This is a genomic window from Chitinimonas koreensis, from assembly GCF_014353015.1.
GTDB lineage: Bacteria > Pseudomonadota > Gammaproteobacteria > Burkholderiales > Chitinimonadaceae > Chitinimonas > Chitinimonas koreensis.
Genome location: NZ_CP060704.1, coordinates 2356852 through 2377070 on the forward strand (window position 1 = coordinate 2356852; position 20219 = coordinate 2377070).

14 protein-coding genes are annotated in these 20219 nt (G+C 69.2%); 6 read left to right on the forward strand and 8 right to left on the reverse strand.

Going from position 1 to position 20219, the window contains the following annotated elements; all coding sequences use genetic code 11:
• Positions 1-88 precede the first annotated feature (88 nt).
• From H9L41_RS10155 to H9L41_RS10175, 6 genes are all read left to right on the forward strand, one after another.
• The gene (locus H9L41_RS10155; RefSeq protein WP_187523793.1) at positions 89-1150 is read left to right on the forward strand and encodes a flagellar assembly protein A; all 1062 of its coding nucleotides are present in this window, start codon (positions 89-91) and stop codon (positions 1148-1150) included.
• Complete coding sequence (locus H9L41_RS10160; protein ID WP_265583988.1) at positions 1120-1710, forward strand: FapA family protein; 591 nt, start codon at positions 1120-1122, stop codon at positions 1708-1710. Before H9L41_RS10155 ends, H9L41_RS10160 begins: the two co-directional genes overlap by 31 nt.
• 403 nt (positions 1711-2113) lie before the next feature.
• Positions 2114-2500, forward strand: a complete 387-nt coding sequence (locus H9L41_RS24610) for a type III PLP-dependent enzyme domain-containing protein (protein ID WP_265583989.1) — start codon at positions 2114-2116, stop codon at positions 2498-2500.
• A gap of 50 nt (positions 2501-2550) precedes the next feature.
• Complete coding sequence (locus H9L41_RS10165; RefSeq protein ID WP_265583990.1) at positions 2551-3558, forward strand: alanine racemase C-terminal domain-containing protein; 1008 nt, start codon at positions 2551-2553, stop codon at positions 3556-3558.
• A 151-nt stretch (positions 3559-3709) separates the two neighbouring features.
• On the forward strand, positions 3710-4837 hold the full coding sequence (locus H9L41_RS10170) for a T3SS effector HopA1 family protein (protein ID WP_028448095.1): 1128 nt from the start codon (positions 3710-3712) through the stop codon (positions 4835-4837).
• 126 nt (positions 4838-4963) lie between these two features.
• The gene (locus H9L41_RS10175; protein ID WP_028448094.1) at positions 4964-5227 is read left to right on the forward strand and encodes an HAD family hydrolase; all 264 of its coding nucleotides are present in this window, start codon (positions 4964-4966) and stop codon (positions 5225-5227) included.
• 434 nt (positions 5228-5661) lie between these two features.
• Here the strand turns inward: H9L41_RS10175 and H9L41_RS24615 are convergent, their stop codons facing one another.
• The 8 genes from H9L41_RS24615 to map form a co-directional block, all read right to left on the reverse strand.
• Entirely contained in the window at positions 5662-5817 is a 156-nt protein-coding gene (locus H9L41_RS24615; RefSeq protein WP_265583992.1) for a diguanylate cyclase domain-containing protein, read from the reverse strand.
• On the reverse strand, positions 5814-6587 hold the full coding sequence (locus tag H9L41_RS10180; protein WP_265583993.1) for a diguanylate cyclase: 774 nt from the start codon (positions 6585-6587) through the stop codon (positions 5814-5816). Before H9L41_RS10180 ends, H9L41_RS24615 begins: the two co-directional genes overlap by 4 nt.
• Positions 6584-11806, reverse strand: a complete 5223-nt coding sequence (locus tag H9L41_RS10185; RefSeq protein WP_028448092.1) for a PAS domain-containing protein — start codon at positions 11804-11806, stop codon at positions 6584-6586. Before H9L41_RS10185 ends, H9L41_RS10180 begins: the two co-directional genes overlap by 4 nt.
• A gap of 321 nt (positions 11807-12127) precedes the next feature.
• On the reverse strand, positions 12128-12850 hold the full coding sequence (locus tag H9L41_RS10190; protein ID WP_028448091.1) for a substrate-binding periplasmic protein: 723 nt from the start codon (positions 12848-12850) through the stop codon (positions 12128-12130).
• A gap of 290 nt (positions 12851-13140) precedes the next feature.
• A complete protein-coding gene (locus tag H9L41_RS10195; protein WP_051319426.1) occupies positions 13141-15309 on the reverse strand; it encodes a DUF8508 domain-containing protein in 2169 nt (722 codons plus the stop codon).
• A gap of 377 nt (positions 15310-15686) precedes the next feature.
• On the reverse strand, positions 15687-18251 hold the full coding sequence (locus H9L41_RS10200) for a [protein-PII] uridylyltransferase (protein WP_028448090.1): 2565 nt from the start codon (positions 18249-18251) through the stop codon (positions 15687-15689).
• Positions 18252-18423: 172 nt separating this feature from the next.
• Positions 18424-18876 (reverse strand): GNAT family N-acetyltransferase, encoded by a 453-nt coding sequence (locus tag H9L41_RS10205; RefSeq protein WP_034608208.1) that lies wholly within the window; start codon positions 18874-18876, stop codon positions 18424-18426.
• A 458-nt stretch (positions 18877-19334) separates the two neighbouring features.
• On the reverse strand, positions 19335-20150 hold the full coding sequence (gene map / locus H9L41_RS10210) for a type I methionyl aminopeptidase (protein ID WP_028448089.1): 816 nt from the start codon (positions 20148-20150) through the stop codon (positions 19335-19337).
• Positions 20151-20219: the final 69 nt, after the last annotated feature.

Here is a 20219-nt window from a genome sequence, read left to right on the forward strand (position 1 = left end):
GCGAATCGTTGGCATATCATGAAACGACGATCCAGCCTGAAGCAGGCTTGGGCGCCGGAATCGACCATTACGAAAAAGCGGGAAACGCATGATGGGGACAAACGAGAAAAACCTGTCGCTCGCGCTCGACGCGGCGACGCAGCAATTGAGGATCCGTTACGAACCGGCCGACGAGGCCACGCCGCCGGCCAAGGGGAGCGTCGACGAGTTGCTGGGGCAGGAGGGCTATGCCGGCTATGCGCTCGACGACGCGGCGATCGCGGCCTTCGTCGAGCAGTGCCGCGAGGCGACCGAGCCGGTCGAGGCGGTGATCGGCGAAGCGCGCGACGGCAGCTTCGACATCGTGGTGTCCGACAGCCGCATGGAAGCCTGGCTCACCCTGGTCGCGCCGCGCGGCGGCCGCGCGGTGAGCCTGGAGCAGATCGAGGAAGCGATCCGGGTGCGCCAGATCGTCCATGGCGTCAAGCGCGCCGAGCTCGAGGCCGCGCTGGCGGCCGGCGCCTGCGAGCACTTGCTGATCGCCGAAGGCGAGGAGCCCGAGCCGGGCACGCCGGCCTATTTCGACAGCCTGCTCGAATCGCTGAAGGCGAGCGGCCACGAGCGCGGCGACGACGAGCTGGTCGACTACCGCGACCTCGGCAACCTGGTGGTGGTCGACCCGGGCACGCCGCTGATGCGGCGCCACCCGGCGGTGCAGGGCCGCAACGGCGTGGACGTGTTCAACCGGGCCGTGCCGGCGCGGCCGGTGGCCGACACCCCGTTCGCCCGCCTCAACGGCGCCGAGCCCGATGCCAACGATGCCAACCTGCTGCTCTCCACCATCGCCGGCGCGCCCTCGCTGCAGGCCAACGGGGTGGTGGTCAACCCGCTGGTCGACGTGCAGGACGTCAACCTCGAGACCGGCAACATCGACTTCGACGGCACCGTGCAGGTCAAGGGCGACATCAAGGCCGGCATGACGGTGCGGGTGGCCGGCGACGTGGTGGTGGCCGGCACGCTGGAGGCGGCCGAGGTGGTGGCCGGCGGCAACGTGGTGGTCAAGGGCGGCATCATCGGCAAGGCCGACAGCGCGCCCGGGGCGGCGCGCTGGAGACCGCGCGCATCCGCTGCAACGGCTCGGTGCAGGCCAAGTTCATCGAGCATGCGGTGATCGAGGCGGCCGGCTCGATCCAGGCCGACGGCGGCATCCGCCAGAGCGAGCTGACCGCCGGCGACTGCGTGGTGGTCGGCAAGCCGGGCAGCAACCAGGGCAGCCTGATCGGCGGCCGCACCCGCGCGCTCAAGCTGGTGCGCGCGCCGGTGCTCGGCGCGCCGTCGGGCGTGCCGACGCTGGTGCAGGTCGGTTTCAATCCCTTCATCAACGCCGAACGCGCTGCGCTCGAGCAGACCCGCAAGCGCAAGCTCGACGAGGCGCTCAAGCTGCGCCAACTGCTGGCTTTCCTCGACAAGAACCCGGCCAAGGGCGGCGGCGGCGTGCGCGCCAAGGCCGAGAACACGCTGGGCCTGCTGGAGAACGAGGCGACTTCGCTCGAGGACAAGCTGCGCGAGCTGGAGGGCTTCCTCGAGGTGGCCGAGGGGGCCTGCGTCGAGGTGCCCAAGCGCATCTACGGCGGCGTGCGGCTGCAGATCGGCCAGAAGCTGGTGCAGGTCGACGACGAGAAGCCCGGCGCGCGCTTCCGCATGGTCGACGGGCAGATCGCGGTGGGCTAGCTGCCGCTTCGTCGCAATTCCTACAAATGGGGGCGGCAAACGGAATGCGGCCGGAGCCGTCGCCACCTATCACGTTAGAGCCACGCCAATCGGCGTGGCTCGGCAGGGGGAACGGCGATGCGGCGATCCGTGGGACAACGGGCAGGTGCCGAGGCTGGATGCGAAGGTGCGGAGAGGGCGGACAACGCCACGTCCGCCCGCTCCGGCAGCGATACGGGCCTGGTCTTGCTGCTTGCGTTGCGATGCGCCGGTCGGAAATACATGGCGCATGCGGATAAACCAGTGCGATTGAACATTGCGGCGGTCATCGAGACCGCCGCAATTTTTTTCGGCGGGTTTGTTCGCCTGCGCAGCGTCGTTCCCTGGTCGACTAATCGAGGTCGCTCTTCGGAAAAGGCAGGGAATGGACATGGGTAACTTGACGCGACGCAATTTCGTCATCGGTACGGCTGCGGCTGCTTTTGCGATGCGGTTTCAATCGGGTCTTGCAGCGCCCCGGTTGTCCCTGGATACCGCGTCGGAGGCCGAGCGGGCGGAGAAGAGCAATGCCTGGCTCGAGATTTCCACCAAGGTCTTCAAGGCCAATATCGTGATGTTGCGTACCTATCTGAACGAAGTCGCGGCAGATGGGAAAAAGGTGAAGATCTGCGTGGTCATGAAGGCCGATGCATACGGCCACGGCATCGCGATGCTGCTTCCCGTGATCTACGAACTCAATCAGGGTTATATCAAGGCCGGGATCGAGCCCCGCTCTGCATCGGCTTCACCGGGAACGAAGAGGCGAGGGTGATCCGGGAGTATGAAGCCCTGAGGAGCGCCGACGATCGGAAATCGATGGGGATGCCGATCAGATTGGTCCGGCTTCGCACCGCGACCTTGGACGAAATAAAGGAAGGGCGGAGGGTCGCGGCCGACCCAAAGAAGGAAAATTACGATATCGAGGAATTGATCGGGAATCAGGCGCTTGCCGTCGAGGTCAACAAGCTGGGTAGCGAAGCGAACCCGATCAGAATCCATATCGGCCTGAATGCTGGCGGGATGAGCCGGAATGGCTTCGAGCTGACCACCAGGTCTGGCGTGGTGGTCGAGGAGGTCAAGAAGGAATTGCAGGGCATTGCCGGCGATTTGAAGAATCTCAAGGTCGTCGGGCTGATGACTCATTTCCCGGTCGAGTCCAGGACGGACGACAAGGCGGGACTCAATCTCTTCAAGACCCAGGTGAAGATCATCGATGACGATCCCGCCTTCAGCGCGTGGAAGCAGGCGGATCGCCACGTCGCCAATTCCTTCGCGACCATGAACGTGAAGGAAACCCATCTGAACATGGTGCGCGTGGGCGGGGCGCTGTATGGAGACGTCGACGACGTCGATTATGTCAGAACCGCCGGCGGAACCGCGACGGCGCATTTCGAGCGTGCGATGACTTTCAAGTCGAAAGTCGCTTCGATCAATTTCTATAGGCAAGGCAGTACCGTGAGCTATGGCCGGACCAGATTGCTGACGCGCGATAGCCGCCTGGCGAATATCCCGGTCGGCTATTCGGACGGCTACCGGCGTGATTTCACCAATCTGGCCTATGTCCTGATCAAGGGGCATCGGGTACCCGTCATGGGCCGTGTCACCATGAATACGATCATGGTCGATGTCACCGACTTCATCGGTGGGGCGGACGGCATTGTCCGGGACAGCGAAGTGGTGCTGTTCGGTAGGCAGGGCGATGAAGAAATCACCCAGGACTCGCTCGAAGATGCCAGCGATACCTCCGGCGCGGAATTCACCACGGTCTGGGGCCAGCTCAATCCTCGCAAACTGGCGGCGGATTCCATTGGAACGGCGAGGCGGAAATAGCCTGCGCCGTCCGTTCCCACCGTGGACGGCGTGTATTCAGGACAGGCACTGATCGGAGGCCGTCGCCGCGTTTGTATTCGGCAGCGGCCTCGTCTATGAAGACGTGCCGTGCAAGGTGTGCGGCCCGAATCGACTGACCAGGGGGAACAAGATGCAGCGGCCACGCATTCTCAGAAGCGACCTGCAGAGCAAGAAGTTCGAGCTCGACCTGAAGCGGCAGAAGACCGCGCTGAAGCCGGTGGGCCGCGCCTCGCTCGGCCCGCTCGACGTGAGCGGGACCTCGATCCGGCGTTCCGGCAACGACACCGCCCATGGTTTCACCGACATGATCGCGGCGACCCGGCGCGGCATCACCTCGCTGCGCGGCGACCTGAACGCCAGTGGCGGCGTATCGGGCGGACCGGCCAACTATGCGCGCAAGTCGATGGACCAGTGGGCGTACCGGACCCACAACGTGGTTTCCAGCCTGCAGTCGGCCCAGATGCAGAGCCGCTATACCGGCGATGTCACCCGCGCGCTCTACGACAACTGGCGCGCCGATCATCCGCAGTCGCAGGAACATGCCGAGCGGACCTTCGACCGGCTCGATCGCCTGCACCAGGCCCAGGGCATCAGCAAGGTGAAGGTCTACGAGCAGGGCAGCAAGCTGTCGCCGAGCGAGATGCGGCGCCAGCGCGGATCGGACGCGGCAATGCATGCCTTCGCCTATCGCATGAATCCGGAGAACGAGCCGAGGAAGCACCGCAGCGGCGCTTCCTCGCGGCTCAGTCTCAACATCGATGTGAACGAGGCGCCGGAGATGGCCCTCAACATGGTCAACGTGGTTCGCCAGCGTCCCGACCTGGTGCGGCAGAGCAAGATCATGGGCCCGTCCAATATCGGCAAGCGGGTCGATGACGCGGTGGTCTACCTCGGCGTGAAGCGGCCGGACGTCAACGATGGACGCATCGTCGACCAGGCGCTGCGCAAGGATATCCAGGGGCCGACGCTGCGGGCGACGCCGCCGGGCATGGAGCCGCTGAGCAAGGTCTCGGGCTACGCCGAATACCTGCCCAAGAGCTCGAGCAGCCACGGCAACAACCGCGGCGAATTCGTGGAGAAAGCGGTCCGGGCCAAGTTGGGCGGCGACAAGCGCGGCATGTCGGCATTGATGGGCGAGGCGCTCGACCGCGGTGGCTACGATCCCTACCAGCCCAGCCGCATCAGGACGTCGGCCCATGCGCGCCTCAAGAACGCGATGGCGGCGCGGCGCGAAGCGATGGGTTACGACGACGATTGAACGGCGATCATCGCTGGCGGCCTGGACGGCCGGGTTTTGCGGCGCGCCGGTCGGACGGAGGAATTTCCTTCGTTCGGCCGGCGCGTGGCTTTTGGGGAACAGGCGCGTTCCGCCGTGTCTCGCCGGATGGTCTCAGTCTCGGTCTCGGCCGCGGCCGCGGCCGAGGGGATGCCTGCCCATATGCGGGACCGCGGCACGGCGGATCGCTCCGAGCGCCGTCGCGTCGAGCGATGCGCGGCCGACAGGCAGGTCATCGATGCCATCGGGGCGCATGTCGGCCATCTCGAGGGCGTCACCGGATCGATGGAAGAAGGCTCGCTCAATTTGAAACTCATGTTTCAAGTTTGGGAAATTCGTTTTGAATCATGGTTATTTAATGATTTTCTGTGAGAGGCATCTTCCGATGCAGGGCTGAAAGGGCGGCCGTGTACTGCAGGACTCGGCGGGCTTGCTCTCGCATGTGGGCTGCTGGATGTCGCGGCGGAATTTCCTGGCTTGGCGCGTTGCTTGGTGGAAGATCGCGACGATCTACCTGTTGAAACGCGTGTTTCAATAATGATATTTTCAATGCATATCAATAGGTTAACTAATTTTCTGCTAAGGGGCGGGGTAGTGTTTCGAATTGGCGGTGCTCCCTCATCCCGACGCTTCCCACGGTGGGCGAGGGGCTTCGCATGGATACGGGGGGCGTGCGGCGCTTACAGAAGCGGCTTCGGCCGCGAATGGCCGGATGTGCCGCCGGCATCATTCGCGGCCGAAGCCGCTCGTGTGGTCGTGCCTGATGGTTCAGGCCGGCGCAGATGCCGGCACCGCCGCTTCCGCGCTCACGCCGCCGGCTCCGCCGCGCCGTCGCGCACCACGCGATTGCGGCCGGCCTGCTTGGCGGCATAGAGGTTGGCGTCGGCCCGGTGCAGCAGCGCGGCCGCGGCTTCTTCCGCCTCGTCGACCGTGGCGGTCACGGCGCCGACGCTGATGGTCACGCAGGGGGCCACCTTGGACGACAGGTGTTCCAGCCCAGCGCCTGCACCTCGCCGCGCAGCGCCTCGAGCAGCGCGCCGAAGTCGGGCTGGCCGGGCAGCAGCAGCACGAATTCCTCGCCGCCGTAGCGCGCCGCCACGTCGTCGGGCCGCCGCGCATGGCGCTGCACCAGGCGAGCGACCTGGCGCAGCGCCTCGTCGCCGGCCGGGTGGCCGTAGCGGTCGTTGTATTGCTTGAAGTAGTCGACGTCGATCATCGCCAGGTTCAGCGGCTCGCCACGCCGGGCCGCCTGCCGGCAGGCCAGCGCCAGCGCCTCGTCGAAATAGCGCCGGTTCACCAGGCCGGTCAGCCCGTCGTGGCTGGCCAGCCGCTGCAGCTCGCGGCGCTGGGCCACCAGCTTGAGGTAGTTGCGGATGCGTGCGCGCACCGTGACCGGCCGGATCGGCTTGAACACGTAGTCGAGCGCGCCGAGCTGCAGGCCTTGCTCCTCGTTCTCCTCCTCGGTGAAGCCGCTGATGAACACCACCGCCAGGTCGGCCGTCAGCGGGTTGCCGCGCAGCTTGATCAGCACCTCGTAGCCGCTCATCTCGGGCATCGAGACGTCGAGCAGCACCAGGCAGATGTCGGGGTCTTCCTCGATGCGCTGCAGCGCGGAGGCGCCGTCCTTGGCCAGCACCACGCGGCATTCGTCCTTCAGCAGCTCGGCCAGCATGGTGCGGCTGATGCGGTCGTCGTCGACGATCAGCACCGTCTGTTGCGGGGTCTCGGTCATTGTTGTCCCTCCTCCTGGTCGATCCGTGCGATGGCGGTCCGCAGCCGCTGCAGCGCGGTGCTGGCCGCTACCAGTTCCACTTCGTCGAAGCGCGCGCAGACCGTCTCGAGCAGCGCTGCCGGCGCGCTGCCGGCCAGCCGCGCACCGAGCTCGTCGAGCAGCGCCTGCGCCGCATAGTCGCCCTGCGCCACCAGCGGCGCGGCCAGGTCGATGCGCTGCAGCAGCAGGGTGCGGTCGAGCGGCAGCGCAGCCTGGGCCGTGTCGGCGCTAGCGCGCGCGAGCAGCCCGGACAGTTGCGCGAGGACGTGCTCCAGCTCGGCCTGGAAGTCGGCCAGCGCCGCGTCGGCCGGCGCCTCCGCCATGGCTGCGCCGTCGCCCTTGCGCAGCAGCGCCTCGAGCCGCGCGGCAGTGGCCGACAGCGCATAGGCGCCGAGGTAGTCGGCGGCCGACTTGACGGTATGGGCAGTCAGCTCGATCAGGTCGAGCCGGTCGGCCAGGCGGTCGGCGCGCGATTGCGCCGGCACCGCGGCGAAGTCGCGCACGAAGCCCTGCAGCAGCCGCAGCAGGCGGTCGCGTCGGCCGCCGAGCCGCGCCAGCGCCGCCGGCAGGTCGAGGCCGGGCAGTTCCGGCAGATCGGGGCCGAGCGGTTCGGCCTCGGCCGGCGGCGGGGCGAACGAGGCCGCCGCCGGCGGCAGCGACGGCAGGTGCTGCAGCAACGTGCGGTACAGCACCGTCTCGTCGATCGGCTTGGTCAGGTGGGCATTCATGCCGGCGGCGAGGCAGGCCTGGCGGTCGGCGGCCTGCGCCTGGGCGGTCAGCGCGATGATCGGCAGCGCCGCCCAGCGCGCCTCGCGGCGGATCGCGCGGGCCGCGGTCGGGCCGTCCATGCGCGGCATCTGCACATCCATCAGCACGATGTCGTAATCGTCCTGCTCCAGCCGCGCCAGCGCCTCGATGCCGTGGGCGGCGGTGTCGACGCGCATGCCGGCGGCGAGCAGGAAATCGGTCACTACCTCGCGGTTGAGCGCGTTGTCGTCGACCACCAGCGCATGGCGGCCGGCCAGCGCGGCGAGGCCGGCATGGCGCGGCAGCCGCTGCAGCAGCGCGTCGTATAGAAGACCGATGTCGGCCGCCGCGGCACCGGCCGTCGCGGCATCGGCCGCCGGATCGCCCGCTTCCGGGCTCGGCGCGCCGGACACGGCCCGACCGAGCGCGGCCCGACCGAACGCGGCCCGACCGAACGCCGGATCGGCCAGGTCGTCCCAGGCCGATTCGCCAGGGCCGTCCAGCCCCAGCACCGGCAGCGCGGCGAGGTGCGGATCGCGCCGCAGCGCGCGCACTGCGGCCGGTCCGTCGAGGTCGGCCAGACGGGCGCCGAGCAGCGCCGCGTCGTAGCCGCCGAGCCGCGCCCGCGCCATCAGCTCGGCGGCGTTGCCGACCTGCTCGACCTGGACGCCGACCCGTTCGAGGCCGGCGACCAGCGCCTCGCGCCGCGCCGCATCGTCGTCGGCCAGCAGCACGCGGCGGCCCTGCAGCCGCATGAGCTCGCGCGAGCGCCGCGGCGGCGCGCCGGCCGCGGCTTCGGCGCCGTCGAGCGCGTCGGAAATGGTGTTGAACACCACCGATTCGGTCACCGGCTTGATCAGCACGCCGTTGAGGCCGAGCGAGTTGGCGCGCTTGAGCAGGTCGTCGCGCGCGTAGGCGGTGACCATCAGCACCGCCGGCACGTAGGGCAGCACGCCGTCGCCGCGGATCAGCCGGGCCGCTTCGAGGCCGTCCATGCCCGGCATGCGCCAGTCCATCAGCACCAGTTCGAACGGCCGGCCGCGCGTGGCGGCCTGGCGCACCGCTTCGAGCGCGGCCGGCCCCGAGGCGGCGGCCGCCGCGTCCATGCCGAAGTCGCGCACCATCAGCAGCAGGATGTCGCGCGCGCTGGCATTGTCGTCGACCACCAGCACGCGGCGGCCGCCGACGCCGCGCAGCTCGCGCCGCGCCAGCGTGCCGGCCGGGCCGGCCGGCAGCCGCACCGGCAGCGTGAAGCTGAAGGTGCTGCCCAGGCCCGGCTCGCTGCTGGCCCAGGTGCGGCCGCCCATCAGGTCGACCAGCTGGCGGCAGATCGCCAGGCCCAGGCCGGTGCCGCCGTAGTGGCGGCTGGTCTGGCTGGTGGCCTGCGAGAACGGCTTGAACAGCCGGCTGAACTGGGCCGCGTCGAGGCCGATGCCGGTGTCGCGCACGTCGAAGCGCAGGATGGCGGTGCCCTCGTGCGCCGGCTGCTCGAGCGCGGCGCGCACCACGATCTCGCCGCGGTCGGTGAACTTGACCGCGTTGTTGACCAGGTTGATCAGCACCTGGCCCAGCCGCAGCGGATCGCCGAGCAACTGGGCCGGTACGTCGCGGCCGACGTCGTAGATGATCTCCAGGCCCTTTTCCTCGGCCTTCATCGCGGTCATCGCCGAGACCGACTCGAGCACGCCGTCGAGCGTGTAGTCGATCTGCTCGAATTCGAGCTTGCCGGCCTCGATCTTGGAAAAGTCGAGCAGGTCGTTGACCAGCGCCAAGAGCGACTTGGCCGACAGGTCGATCTTGTCGAGGTAGTTGCGCTGGCGCGGCGTCACCTCGGTCTGCAGCGCCAGCCGGGCCATGCCGAGCACGGTGTTCATCGGGGTGCGGATTTCGTGGCTCATCACCGCCAGGAATTCGCTCTTGATGCGCTCGGCCGCTTCGGCGGCCTCCTTGGCGGCCGTCAGCGCGGCGGCGGCCTGGCGCTCGGCGGTGACGTCCCAGTTGATGCCGAGCGCGCGCTGCGGCCGCCCGTCCGGGTAGCGGTGGACCTGGGCCTGGGCGCGGATGTGGCGCTGCACGCCCGAGGGCTGCAGGATGCGGAACTCGCTCTCGAACATCGAGGTGTCGGCGACCGTGATCCCCCAGTCGCTGAGCACGCGGCCGGCGTCGTCGGGATGGATCAGCGCCAGCCAGCCGTCCAGGCTGCCGTCGAAGCCGTCCTGCGGCTGGCCGTAGAGCAGGTGCATCTGCTCGTCCCAGATGAAGCGGCCGACGTCGAAATCGAGCTCCCATACGCCCAGGCCGCCGGCGCGCATCGCCAGTTGCAGCCGCTCGTGCAGGCGCTGGATGCGCTCCTCGGCCTCCTTGCGTTCGGTGACGTCGGTATGGGTGCCGATCATCCGACGCGGCTCGCCGTTCTCGCCGCCCTGGACCATCTTGCCCCGGCTCAGGATCCAGCGATAGCCGCCGTCGCGGGCGCGCATGCGGTGCTCGAGCAGGTAGACCGGCGCCTCGCCGTCGAAATAGCGCTGGATGATCGCCAGCGAGGGCGCCAGGTCGTCCGGATGCACCAGCCGCGCCCATTCCTCGACGCTGGTGCCGATCTCGTCGTCGGCGTAGCCGAGCATGGCCTTCCACTGGTGCGAGTAGAACACCGTGCCGGCTTCGATGTTCCAGTCCCACACGCCGTGGCCGGCGCCGTCGAGGGCGAACTGCCAGCGCGCCTCGCTCTCGCGCAGTGCCTGCTCGGCCGCCTTGCGCGCACTGATGTCGAGGATTGCGCCGGCCATGCGCACCGCCTTGCCCTGCCGGTCCCATTGCGCCTGGGCGCTGGTCTCGATCCAGAGGTAGTGGCCGTCGCGGTGGCGCAGCCGGTATTCCTCGCGGTACGGCCGGCGTTCCTCGCAGTGGGCGCGGTGCGTCTCGACGATGCGGTCGCGGTCGTCGGGGTGGATCTGCTGCGGCAGCCAGTGCGCGTGCATCTCGATCGAGGCGGTCAGCTCCTCGGGCCGGTAGCCGAGGATTTCCTTGAAACGGTCCGACCAGTAGGCCTCGCCGGCGACGTCGTTCAGGTCCCAGATGCCGGCGCGGCTGCCGCGCACGGCCAGGTCGAAGCGCTCCTCGCTGAGCTTGAGCGCGTGCTCGACCCGGCGCTGCGCGGTGACGTCGACGGCGACGCCGACCAGCCGCGTCAGAACGCCGTCGGCGTAGTGGAAGCGCCGGCTGGTGCCGGCCACCCAGCGCACCTCGCCGTCGGGCGGGATGATGCGGAAGTCGAACTGGAAGAAGTCCTCGCCGGCCTCGAGCGAGCGGCGCCGCTGCTCGGCCCAGCGTTCGCGGTCGGCCGGGTGCATCAGTTCCGCGATCGCTTCGAGCGAAGGGTGGAAGCGGGCCGGGTCGACGCCGTAGATCTCGTACCAGCGCGCATTGCAATGGATCTCGCCGGTGGCCGCGTCGTAGTCCCAGATGCCCTGGCGGCTGGCCTCGGTCGCCAGCGCCAGGTGCTCGCGCTCGCGCCGCAGCGTGTCTTCGGCGTCCTTCAGCGCGCTGATGTCGACCAGCACGCCGCGCCACAGCACGCCGCCGTCGGCCTGGCGCTGCGGCTCGGCGCTGCTGTCGACCCAGCGCAGGCGGCCGCCGCACAGCAGGCGGTATTGCGCGTGATAGGGCTGCAGGCTGCGCGAGCGCTCGACGAACTGGTGGTCGATCCGGTCGCGGTCGTCGGGATGGATCAGCTCGCGGAATTCGGCGGCCAGCTGGGGGCTGGCCGGGTCGAGGCCGAACTGGGCGGCGCCGCGCTCGCTGGCGTAGAGGATGGTGCGGCGGCCGCTGACCGGCTCGACCTGCAGCTCGTAGACCAGGTGGGGCAGGAAGGCCAGCAGGCGGTCGAAGCGGGTGTGGGCCAGCGTCTCCAGCGGCGGGCCGGCCGCCAGCGCCAGCTGCGATTCGATCAGCTCGCGCGATTGCGCCAGCAGCCGGCGCTGCAGCGCCGGTACGCTGCCGGGCCGTTCGCCCTGCAGCGACAGCGTGCCGAAGGTCTCGCCGCCGGGCAGCCTGATCGGCAGGCCGTAGTAGCAGGCGCGGCCGCGCCGGGCCTGCGGGCCGTCGCGCCAGGCCGGCTCGGCCAGGTCGACGACCTCGAGTTCGGCCAGGCCGGCGAGCAGCGCGCCATCGCAGCAGCCGGGCTGCTGCGGCGCGATCAGCTCGCCGAAGTGCCAGGGCGGATCGCCCGGCGCGGCGACCGCCGCGATGCGCAGCGCATCCTCGATCGGCCCGATCAGCAGTACCGCGGCGGCGCCGCTGAGCGCGGCCAGGTCCTCGACGATGGCCTGCCAGCGGGCCGGCCAGTCGTGCGGCAGCGGCGGCACGGCTTCGATCGGCGGTTCGGGCGTGCGGGAAGCGGGTCGTTCGGGCGCGGGGAGCGGCTTGTCTGCCACGGCTTTCCTCCTGGTCCGGGGTACGGTCGGCTGCGGGCCGCCGTGCTCTGGAGGAAGAATATATCGGGAATCCCGCTGCGAATCCCCCGGCTGGTGGATTCGCGGTCCGCGCCGTTGCGTCCGGCGCAGCGGCGATCGGCTTCAAGCCGGCCGGGGCGGCTGCCCTGGCAGGCGAAGCGAGGCTTCCTCGGGCGGCGAGGGGCGTGGGATGAAGTCAGGTGCAAGCGCGATCAGGCCGATGATCCACTTGCCGTCAGCCACCGGCTTCGCCGCAGGCGAGCTGCCGGTCGCAACCATGCCCTGCCGAATCGTGGCGAGCGCTTACCCCGGGAAGGCGCGCGGCTTGTCGATCTCGCCGAGGAAGATTTGGCGGAGCTTGCCCGAGGCCTTGAGCCTGGCCGTCTCCGCATCGAAGCGGGCCTTGAGCTTACGGCCCTTGTCGTTGTCGGCGAAGGCGAAATAAAGCGGCTTGCTGATGCCGCTGGGGCGGATTTCGATGCGGTCCGCCAGCTTGAGCCTGGCAGCGGCCTGGCGCATGTCCTCCTCGTAGTCGAGCACCGCGTCGACCCGGCTGGACACCAGCATCTGCAGCATGCCGTCGAGGCTGCTCTTTTCCTCGTAATGCATCTTCACCTCGGGCGCGTACTGGTCGAAGCCGTAGCCGATCTGGGCCACCGTGCGCTGGCCGGCCAGCGTCGGCAGGCCTTTCCAGCCGGGGAAGGCGCCCTTGCGGACCGCCACGTCGAAGGCGTCGAGGTCGGTGGCGAGCTGGCTGAACAGCACGCCCTTGCGGTCGGCGCTCACCCCCGGCGTGACGTCGGCGGCCCGGCTCTCCACCAGCTGCACGCTGCGCTCGAACGGCGCCCAGCGCAGCTGGATGTCGTAATCCGGCTTGGGGAACACCGTGCGCAGCAGCGCCAGGTAGTAGCCCTTGCCGTTGGGCTGGGCGTAGCCGACGTATTCCTGGGTGACGAAGCGGACGGTTTCGGCGGCGCCGGCCGGCAGGGCGAGGCAGAGCGCGAGCAGGGCGGGACGGAGGCGCATGGCGGGCTTTCGGACGGTGCGGCGTGGATCGGAGGCGGGGCGCCTGCCGCGGCGGCCTAGCGGCATTGCGGCGCGGGAGTACGTGGCGCGCCGTGCTCCTGCCTTTAAGGTGTAGCGAGGCGGGACGGGCTCGACAAGCTTATATTTTTGCCGCGGTTCGGCGCAGATCGCTGCGGCATCGCCGCGCTTGGCCGCGGCCGCCGCCCATGCGAAAGGCCGCCGGGCAAGCCCGGCGGCCTTGTTTGACCGGAGCCGGCGCGATGCCGGCATCCGTACTACGCGTCGTCCGATCAGCGGTTGGCCGCGCCGCGCGTCGGCACGCGGGTCGTGGCCGACCAGGCGCCGCCGTCCGGCACGCGCGCCCAGCTGCGGTCGTACTCGATCCGGCCGTAGCCGTACTGGTCGATCACCCGGCCCTGGGCGTCGAGCAGGCGGGCTTCGTCGCTGCCGTTGTTGAAGTAGTTGCTGCGCTCCAGCACCCAGTAGCCGCGGGCCGGGATCATCGTGCCCTTGGCGATGTAGTAGGGCGCGCCGCCGCCGTTCGCGATGTCGTCGATGCTGGCGCCGCCGAGGTCGATCGCATTGGCGGTCGGGTTGTACAGCTCGACCCACTCGCGGCCGTCGGTCGGCGCCGGCAAGACCTCGTTGATGCGCACGTCGCGCAGCGTGCCCAGCGGCGCGGCCGGCAGGTCGAGGCGGGCGACCTCGGGGTCGTGGTCGCTGATCTGGTCGGGGAACTCGGCGTTGATGTGCACCACCTCGTACTGCGGCGAGGCGGCGTTCCACAGCGCCGGGCTGACCAGGATATGGTCGATGGCCTGGCTGTTGCCCTCGTACACATAGGTGTAGCGCTCGGACTCGGGCAGCAGCTGGTCGAGCCCCTTCATGCCGGCGGCGGTCAGCTGGCCGAGCGCGGCCGAGTAGGCGAAGTCGTTGAAGTCGCCCAGCGCCACCACCCGCGCCTGCGGATCGAGCGCCAGCGCATCGCGCACGAAGCGGCTCACTTCGCCGGCGATCGCGCCGCGCTGGGTCTCGGAGGCGCGTGCCGGCGGCTGGTAGCGGCCCCACAGCGGCTGGTCGCCGAGCTTGGAATTCCAGTGATTGGCGATCACCAGCAGCGTATTGCCGTTGAAGCTGAATTCGCCCACCAGCGGCTTGCGCGAGCTGGCGAAGGCGGCCGAGGTCGGGTTGATGCGCACCGGGTTGTAGTTGAGCGCCAGCTTGCCGCCCTCGAGCCGCGCCACGGCCGCGGTGTCGAAGGCCGCGCCGGCGCGGTCGACGAAACCGACCCGGGCCGGGTTGAACAGGAAGGCCAGCCGGATGTTGCCGCCGGGCTGGCCGCCGTCCATGTTGTTGCTGGGATCGACCCAGCGCGCCTGGTAGGCCGGACCGCCGGCGGCGGTGATCGCGGCGGTCAGCTTGGCCAGCGTCTGGCCGGCGGCCACCGTGCCGTCGTCGGCCGGGCCGCTGTCGTCCTGGATCTCCATCAGCGCGACGATGTCGGGCGAGCGCAGGTTGTTCACCACTGCGGCGCCGAGCGCGTTGAACTTGGTGGCGGCATCCTTGGCCGACAGGTTCTCGACGTTGAACGAGGCGACCGCCAGCTGGTTCTTGATCGGCGCGGTGGCGACCGTGCGGCTGGTCGCGCCGGCCTGCACCGCCAGCGCCTCGGTGGCGACGATGCGGTAGCCGAGCTTGTCGTAGTCGAGCACGCCGGCGACGCGGCTCACGCGGTCGCCGACCTTGACGGTCGGGATGCTCACGGTGCCGGTGCCGCCGGCCACCACCACCCGCTCGGGGTTGAAGTCGTTCTGGCGGATGGTGATGCCGCCGCGGCTGTTCATCAGGCCGGCGCCGGCCGGCACCACGGTGAATTCGCTGTAGGCGGTCGGCGAGGTGACGCGCGCATCGGCGATCTCGACCCGCATGCCTTCGAGGCTTTCCCAGAAATCGAGGCCGTTGCCGGCGGCGTCGAAGGCGCTGCTGGCCTCGACGTCGACCGGGCCGTCGGCGCGGAACAGCTGGGCCGGCGGCACGCGGCCGCCGGGGCCGATGCGCACGGCGGCCGGCAGCGCATTGCCGACCGAGGTGCGGGTCACCGTCGGGTAGGTGATCTCGGTGATGGTCAGGCTGGCCGGTTCGGCATCGCCGTTGGGCGCGCGGGTGCGGTATTCGCTGACGGTGCCGGCCACGCTGACGCCGTCGCCGACCGCGACGGTCGGCTTGGCGTTGGTGTAGACGTAGATGCCTTCGGAAGTGGCCGGGTCGCCGTCGTCGGCCGGGTCCTGCATGTAGAAGCCCTTGGTCCGCAGCGCGGTGACCACGCCGGTGACTTGGCTGACGGCCTTGCCGTTGTAGGGCGAGACATGGGTCTTGCCCTGGATCTGGCGGATGGTCTCGGCGCCGGCCGGGAGGGCCAGCGCGGCGAGCAGGGCGAGGGTAAGGCGTGGGACGTGCATCTCGTAAGCTCCTTTGTATGTACAACTTTTATTAGGGAGCTGGATTGTGCCGATGTGGGCAACGGGATATATGACGTTGACGTGAAGTTTTCGAGATGCGTTGCGGGTGATGGTTGCCGTTGGCATCTGCACGCCGATAGTGCGGAGGGTGACCGGAGGCCGCCGTATCGCTCGAACGTTCGATGCGGCGTTCCGGCGGCGGTGCATCCCTTAGGTCGGAATTCATTCCGACAACGGCGTCGGTGCGGGCGCGGTCGGAATGAATTCCGACCTGCCGGGCGTTTGCGCGGCCATGTCGACCGGGCGAATGTCCGGCGGGGTCGCCCGGGCCGTTGCAAAGGCCGGCGCGCGGCCCCGCAGTCCGGCGCCGATGCCGCTCAGAGCCGCAGCGTCTCCAGCAGGTCGGCCTCCAGCCGCACCATCGATTTCGAATCGGCCAGCGCGGCGCCGGAGATGGTGAAGGTGTCCTCGGCCCGTTCGCCCAGCGTCATGATCTTGGCCGAGTGGATCGCGATCGCATGGGCCGACAGTACCCGCGCGATGCGCGACAAGAGGCCGGGCCGGTCGCCGGCGACCAGCGACAGGATGTGCAGCTTGTGCTTGTCGTCGGGCCGGATCAGCACCTGCGGCGGCAGCGGGAAGTGCTTGAGCACGCGGCTCAGCCGGCCGTTCAGCGGCGCCGGCAGCGGTTCGGCGCGCTCGATCATCTGCGCCAGCTCGTATTCGACGTAGCCGACCAGGTCGCGGTAGTCGATGTCGCGGCCGTCGGCGACGTGGACGTAGAAGCTGTCGAGCGCATAGCCCTTGAGGGTGGTGTAGATCTTGGCGTCGAAGATGCTGTAGCCGGCGCGCTCGAAGAAGGCGCAGATGCGGGCGAACAGGTCGGGCCGGTCGGCGCAGTAGACCAGCACCTGCAGCCCTTCGCCGCTCTCGGCCGGCCGCGCCCGCACCACCAGCTCGCCGCTGTCGAAGCGGCCCCACAGCACGCGGCCGTGCCAGGCGATCTCGGGTGCGTCGTGGCGCAGGAAGTAGACCGGGTCGAGCGTCTTCCAGAACGGCCGGTGGGCGTCGTCGCGCAGGCCGTGGCGGCGCAGCATGCTCTCGGCCTCGTGGCGGCGCTCGTCGAGCGCGTCGTTGGCGTTCAGCGTCTCGCCGGTCAGGTAGCGCCGGGTGGCGCGGAACAGGTCTTCCAGCAGCTTGGCCTTCCAGGCGTTCCACACCTTGGGGCTGGTGCCGCGGATGTCGGCCACGGTGAGCAGGTAGAGCGCGTTCAGGTGGCGCTCGTCGCGCACGATCTGGGCGAAGTCGGCCACCGTGTCGGGGTCGTAGACGTCCTGCTTCTGCGCCACGCTGGACATGGTCAGGTGGTGCTCGACCAGCCAGGCCACCATGTCGGTGTCCTCCTTGGCCAGGCCGTGCGAGACGCAGAACTCGCGCGCGTCGACCTTGCCGAGCTGCGAATGGTCGCCGCCGCGGCCCTTGCCGATGTCGTGGAACAGGCCGGCCAGGTAGAGCACCTCGGGCCGTTCGAACGCCTCGATCAGCTGCGAGCACAGCGGGTATTCGTGGTTGAAGGCCGGGGTGGCGAAGCGGCGCAGGTTGCGCAGCACCATCAGGATGTGTTCGTCGACGGTGTAGACGTGGAACAGGTCGTGCTGCATGCGGCCGACGATCTTGCCGAAGGCCGGGATGTAGCGGCCCAGCACGCCGTACTGGTTCATCCGCCGCATCACCCGGGTGGTGCCCTGCGGCTGGCGCATGATCTGCATGAACAGCGCCTTGTTGACCGGGTCGCGCCGGAACGCCGCGTTGATGCGCGGCCGGGCGTGCCACAGCGCGCGCAGCGTGTCGGCGCCGATGGCGGTCAGCTCGGGGTGCTGCTGCAGCACCAGGAAGGTCTCGAGGATGGCCGAGGGGTTGTCCTCGTAGACCTCCGGGTGGGCGATCTCGAGCAGGGGGCCGCGCGCGACGAAGCGGTCGTTGATCGGCGTGATCTCGAGCTGTTTCTTGCCGTACAGCCGGCGGCGGAAGGCCTGGATTAACAGCGGCTGCAGCTGGGCGACGATGCGGGCCGACAGGTAGTAGACCGCCATCAGCTGCTCGCTGGCGCGGTTGGCGTCGGTGTCGGCGTAGCCGAAACGCTTGGCCAGCGCGTTCTGGTAGTCGAACAGGATGCGGTCCTCGCGCCGGCCGGCGGTCAGGTGCAGCGCGATGCGGAAGGAGAACAGCATCTGCTCGGCGCGCTTGAGCTTGCGCATCTCCTGGCCGGTCAGCAGGCCGGCCTTGTGCAGGCCGTTCCAGTCGCCCGGCAGGCCGCAGGCGCGCGCCAGCCACAGGATCAGGTGCAGGTCGCGCAGGCCGCCCGGCGCCTCCTTCACGTTCGGCTCGAGCTTGTTGACCGAGCCCTGGTGGCGCTCGTGGCGCTGCTGCTGCTCCAGCAGCTTGGCCTCGAAGAAGGCGCGCGGATCGAGCCGGCGCGTCATCGCGGCCTCGAGCTCGGCATAGGCGGCGCCGCTGCCGGCCAGCAGGCGTGTCTCGAGCAGGGTGGTCTGCACCGTGATGTCGTGGGCGGCTTCGTCGATGCACTGCTGCACCGTGCGCACGCTGTGGCCGACGTCGAGGCCGAGATCCCACAAGAGGCCGATCAGCGATTCGACCTTGTCGAGCGTGGCCTGGCCGGTTTCGTCGGGCAGCAGGATCAGGAGGTCGATGTCGGAGCAGGGGAACAACTGGCCGCGGCCATAGCCGCCGACCGCCACCAGCGCCGCGTGCGGGTCGATGCCGAGCGCCTGCCAGCGTTCGGCCAGGAAGCGGTCGACCAGCTTGGCGCCGGCATCGAGCAGCGCGCCGGCCTGTTCCGGGTCGTGGTAGTCGTCGTACAGCGCCGCCCGCGCGCCTTGCAGCTCGCGGCGGAGATCGGGAATGGAAGCGGGAGCGTTCATGGCGGCGGCGGGAGCGAGGGAAGCGCCTATCTTCGCCGCTTGCGGGGGAGAGGGAAGGGCGGTGTGCGGCAGTGCGGAACGAGGCCGCCCGCCGTTGCGCGCCGTTTACCGTGGGCCGGCGTTCGTTCCGGCGGCGATAGGGTCGAGCGGCGCCGTCGGAACGAATGCCGGCCTACCGGGGCGGCCGCGCCAGGCTCACCAGCGCCAGCCCGTCGGCGGTGGCGAATTCGCGCGTCACGGCGAAACCGAGCGTGCGATAGAGCGCCAGCGCCGGTGCATTGGCCGCCGCGGTCGACACGCCGACCGGCCGGCCGCCGGCCGCATCGATGGCGGCCTGGACCAGCTGGCGCGCGATGCCGCGCCGCTGCGCCGCCGGCGCGACCACCAGGCGGCAGACGTCGAGCGCATCGCCTTCCGTCACGTAGCCCAGCGCGCCGAGCAGCTCGCCGTCCTCGCGCCAGCCGATCACCGTCTCGCCGCAATCCATCAGCTCGGGCAGCGATTCCAGCAGCGGCGGCAGCCTGGGATAGCCGATCAGCTCGGCCTCCTGCCGGTAGGCGAGGCGCTGCAGCGCAAGCAGCTCGGCGGCGGCTAGCGCATCGGCGAGTTCGAGGTCGATCAGCATGGCGGGGTGTCCGTGGGGTGATGCCGCAGCATAGTCCTGCATGCGGCGGTGTAGTGCGGCAGGAATGCCGTGCCTAGCGAAGACTCGCCGCGTCGAATGGCGCGCGTAGGAGCGGCTTCGGCCGCGCATGCGTGCAGTGGCTCGGCGGCCATTCGCGGCTTCGGCCGCGCATGCGTGCAGTGGCTCGGTGGCCATTCGCGGCTGAAGCCGCTCCTGCGAGGCGTTGTTCCGCAGGCGCTTGAGAATATGTGCGAATGGATGAGCGATACGCTGACGAGCGCCAGCGAGGCTGCCTCTGGACCACCCACGAAGTCTTCGACTTCGCGAGGGACCGCCATCGGGGGCCCGGTGGCGGAGAGGGCGGGTAGGAACGGATCAGGGGAGCGACCCGCGTTTCAGCCCGCACAAAACGCAAACGCCCGGCTGTGCCGGGCGCTTGAATACAGCATGCAGGAACCTTATGCGGCGACGGGAGAAGCCAGCAACGCCGGCTTGGCGGGCGTGCCGGCCGACTGGGTCATGATCTCGTAGCCCGTTTCCGTGACCAGCACCGTGTGCTCCCATTGCGCCGACAGCTTGCGGTCCTTGGTCACCACGGTCCAGCCGTCCGGCATCACGTGGATATGGCGCTTGCCCAGGTTGATCATCGGCTCGATGGTGAAGATCATGCCTGCGCGCAGCTCGACGCCGGTGCCCGGCGTGCCGTAGTGCAGCACCTGCGGTTCCTCGTGGAAGCGCTTGCCGACGCCGTGGCCGCAGAATTCCTGCACCACCGAGTAGCCGGCGCGCTCGGCGTGGCGCTGGATCGCCGCGCCGATGTCGCCGAGCCGGCGGCCCGGCTTGACCAGGTCGATGCCGATCCACATGCATTCGTAGGTGACCTGCGCCAGCCGCGACACGTAGGGCGCCACTTCGCCGACCATGAACATGCGGCTGTTGTCGCCGTGGTAGCCGTCCTTGATCACGGTCACGTCGATATTGATGCAGTCGCCGTTCTTCAGGGGCTTGTCGTTCGGGATGCCGTGGCAGATCACGTGGTTGACCGAGGTGCAGATCGACTTCGGGTAGGGCGTGTAGCCGGGCGGGCAGTAGTTGAGCGGCGCCGGGATGGTGCCCTGCACGTTCACCATGTAGTCGTGGCACAGCCGGTCGAGTTCGGCGGTGGTCACGCCGGGCTTGACGTAGGGCGTGATGAAATCGAGCACCTCCGCGCCGAGACGGCCGGCGATGCGCATCTTTTCGATGTCTTCCTGATTCTTGATGACGATGGACATGGGCTGGCGTCCGATAAATTCGGGCAAAACGCTAGGATACTGCGCCGTCTTGCCGGCCGGCAAATCGAA

Excerpts from the sequence above, each read along its gene's own strand:
- H9L41_RS10165 (WP_265583990.1), top strand. The coding sequence starts at position 2,551 with ATGCCGATCAGATTGGTCCGGCTTCGCACCGCGACCTTGGACGAAATA.
- map (WP_028448089.1), bottom strand. The coding sequence starts at position 20,150 with ATGTCCATCGTCATCAAGAATCAGGAAGACATCGAAAAGATGCGCATC.
- H9L41_RS10200 (WP_028448090.1), bottom strand. The coding sequence starts at position 18,251 with ATGAACGCTCCCGCTTCCATTCCCGATCTCCGCCGCGAGCTGCAAGGC.
- H9L41_RS24610 (WP_265583989.1), top strand. The coding sequence starts at position 2,114 with ATGGACATGGGTAACTTGACGCGACGCAATTTCGTCATCGGTACGGCT.
- H9L41_RS10170 (WP_028448095.1), top strand. The coding sequence starts at position 3,710 with ATGCAGCGGCCACGCATTCTCAGAAGCGACCTGCAGAGCAAGAAGTTC.
- H9L41_RS10180 (WP_265583993.1), bottom strand. The coding sequence starts at position 6,587 with ATGACCGAGACCCCGCAACAGACGGTGCTGATCGTCGACGACGACCGC.
- H9L41_RS10205 (WP_034608208.1), bottom strand. The coding sequence starts at position 18,876 with ATGCTGATCGACCTCGAACTCGCCGATGCGCTAGCCGCCGCCGAGCTG.
- H9L41_RS10190 (WP_028448091.1), bottom strand. The coding sequence starts at position 12,850 with ATGCGCCTCCGTCCCGCCCTGCTCGCGCTCTGCCTCGCCCTGCCGGCC.
- H9L41_RS10155 (WP_187523793.1), top strand. The coding sequence starts at position 89 with ATGATGGGGACAAACGAGAAAAACCTGTCGCTCGCGCTCGACGCGGCG.
- H9L41_RS10195 (WP_051319426.1), bottom strand. The coding sequence starts at position 15,309 with ATGCACGTCCCACGCCTTACCCTCGCCCTGCTCGCCGCGCTGGCCCTC.
- H9L41_RS10175 (WP_028448094.1), top strand. The coding sequence starts at position 4,964 with ATGGTCTCAGTCTCGGTCTCGGCCGCGGCCGCGGCCGAGGGGATGCCT.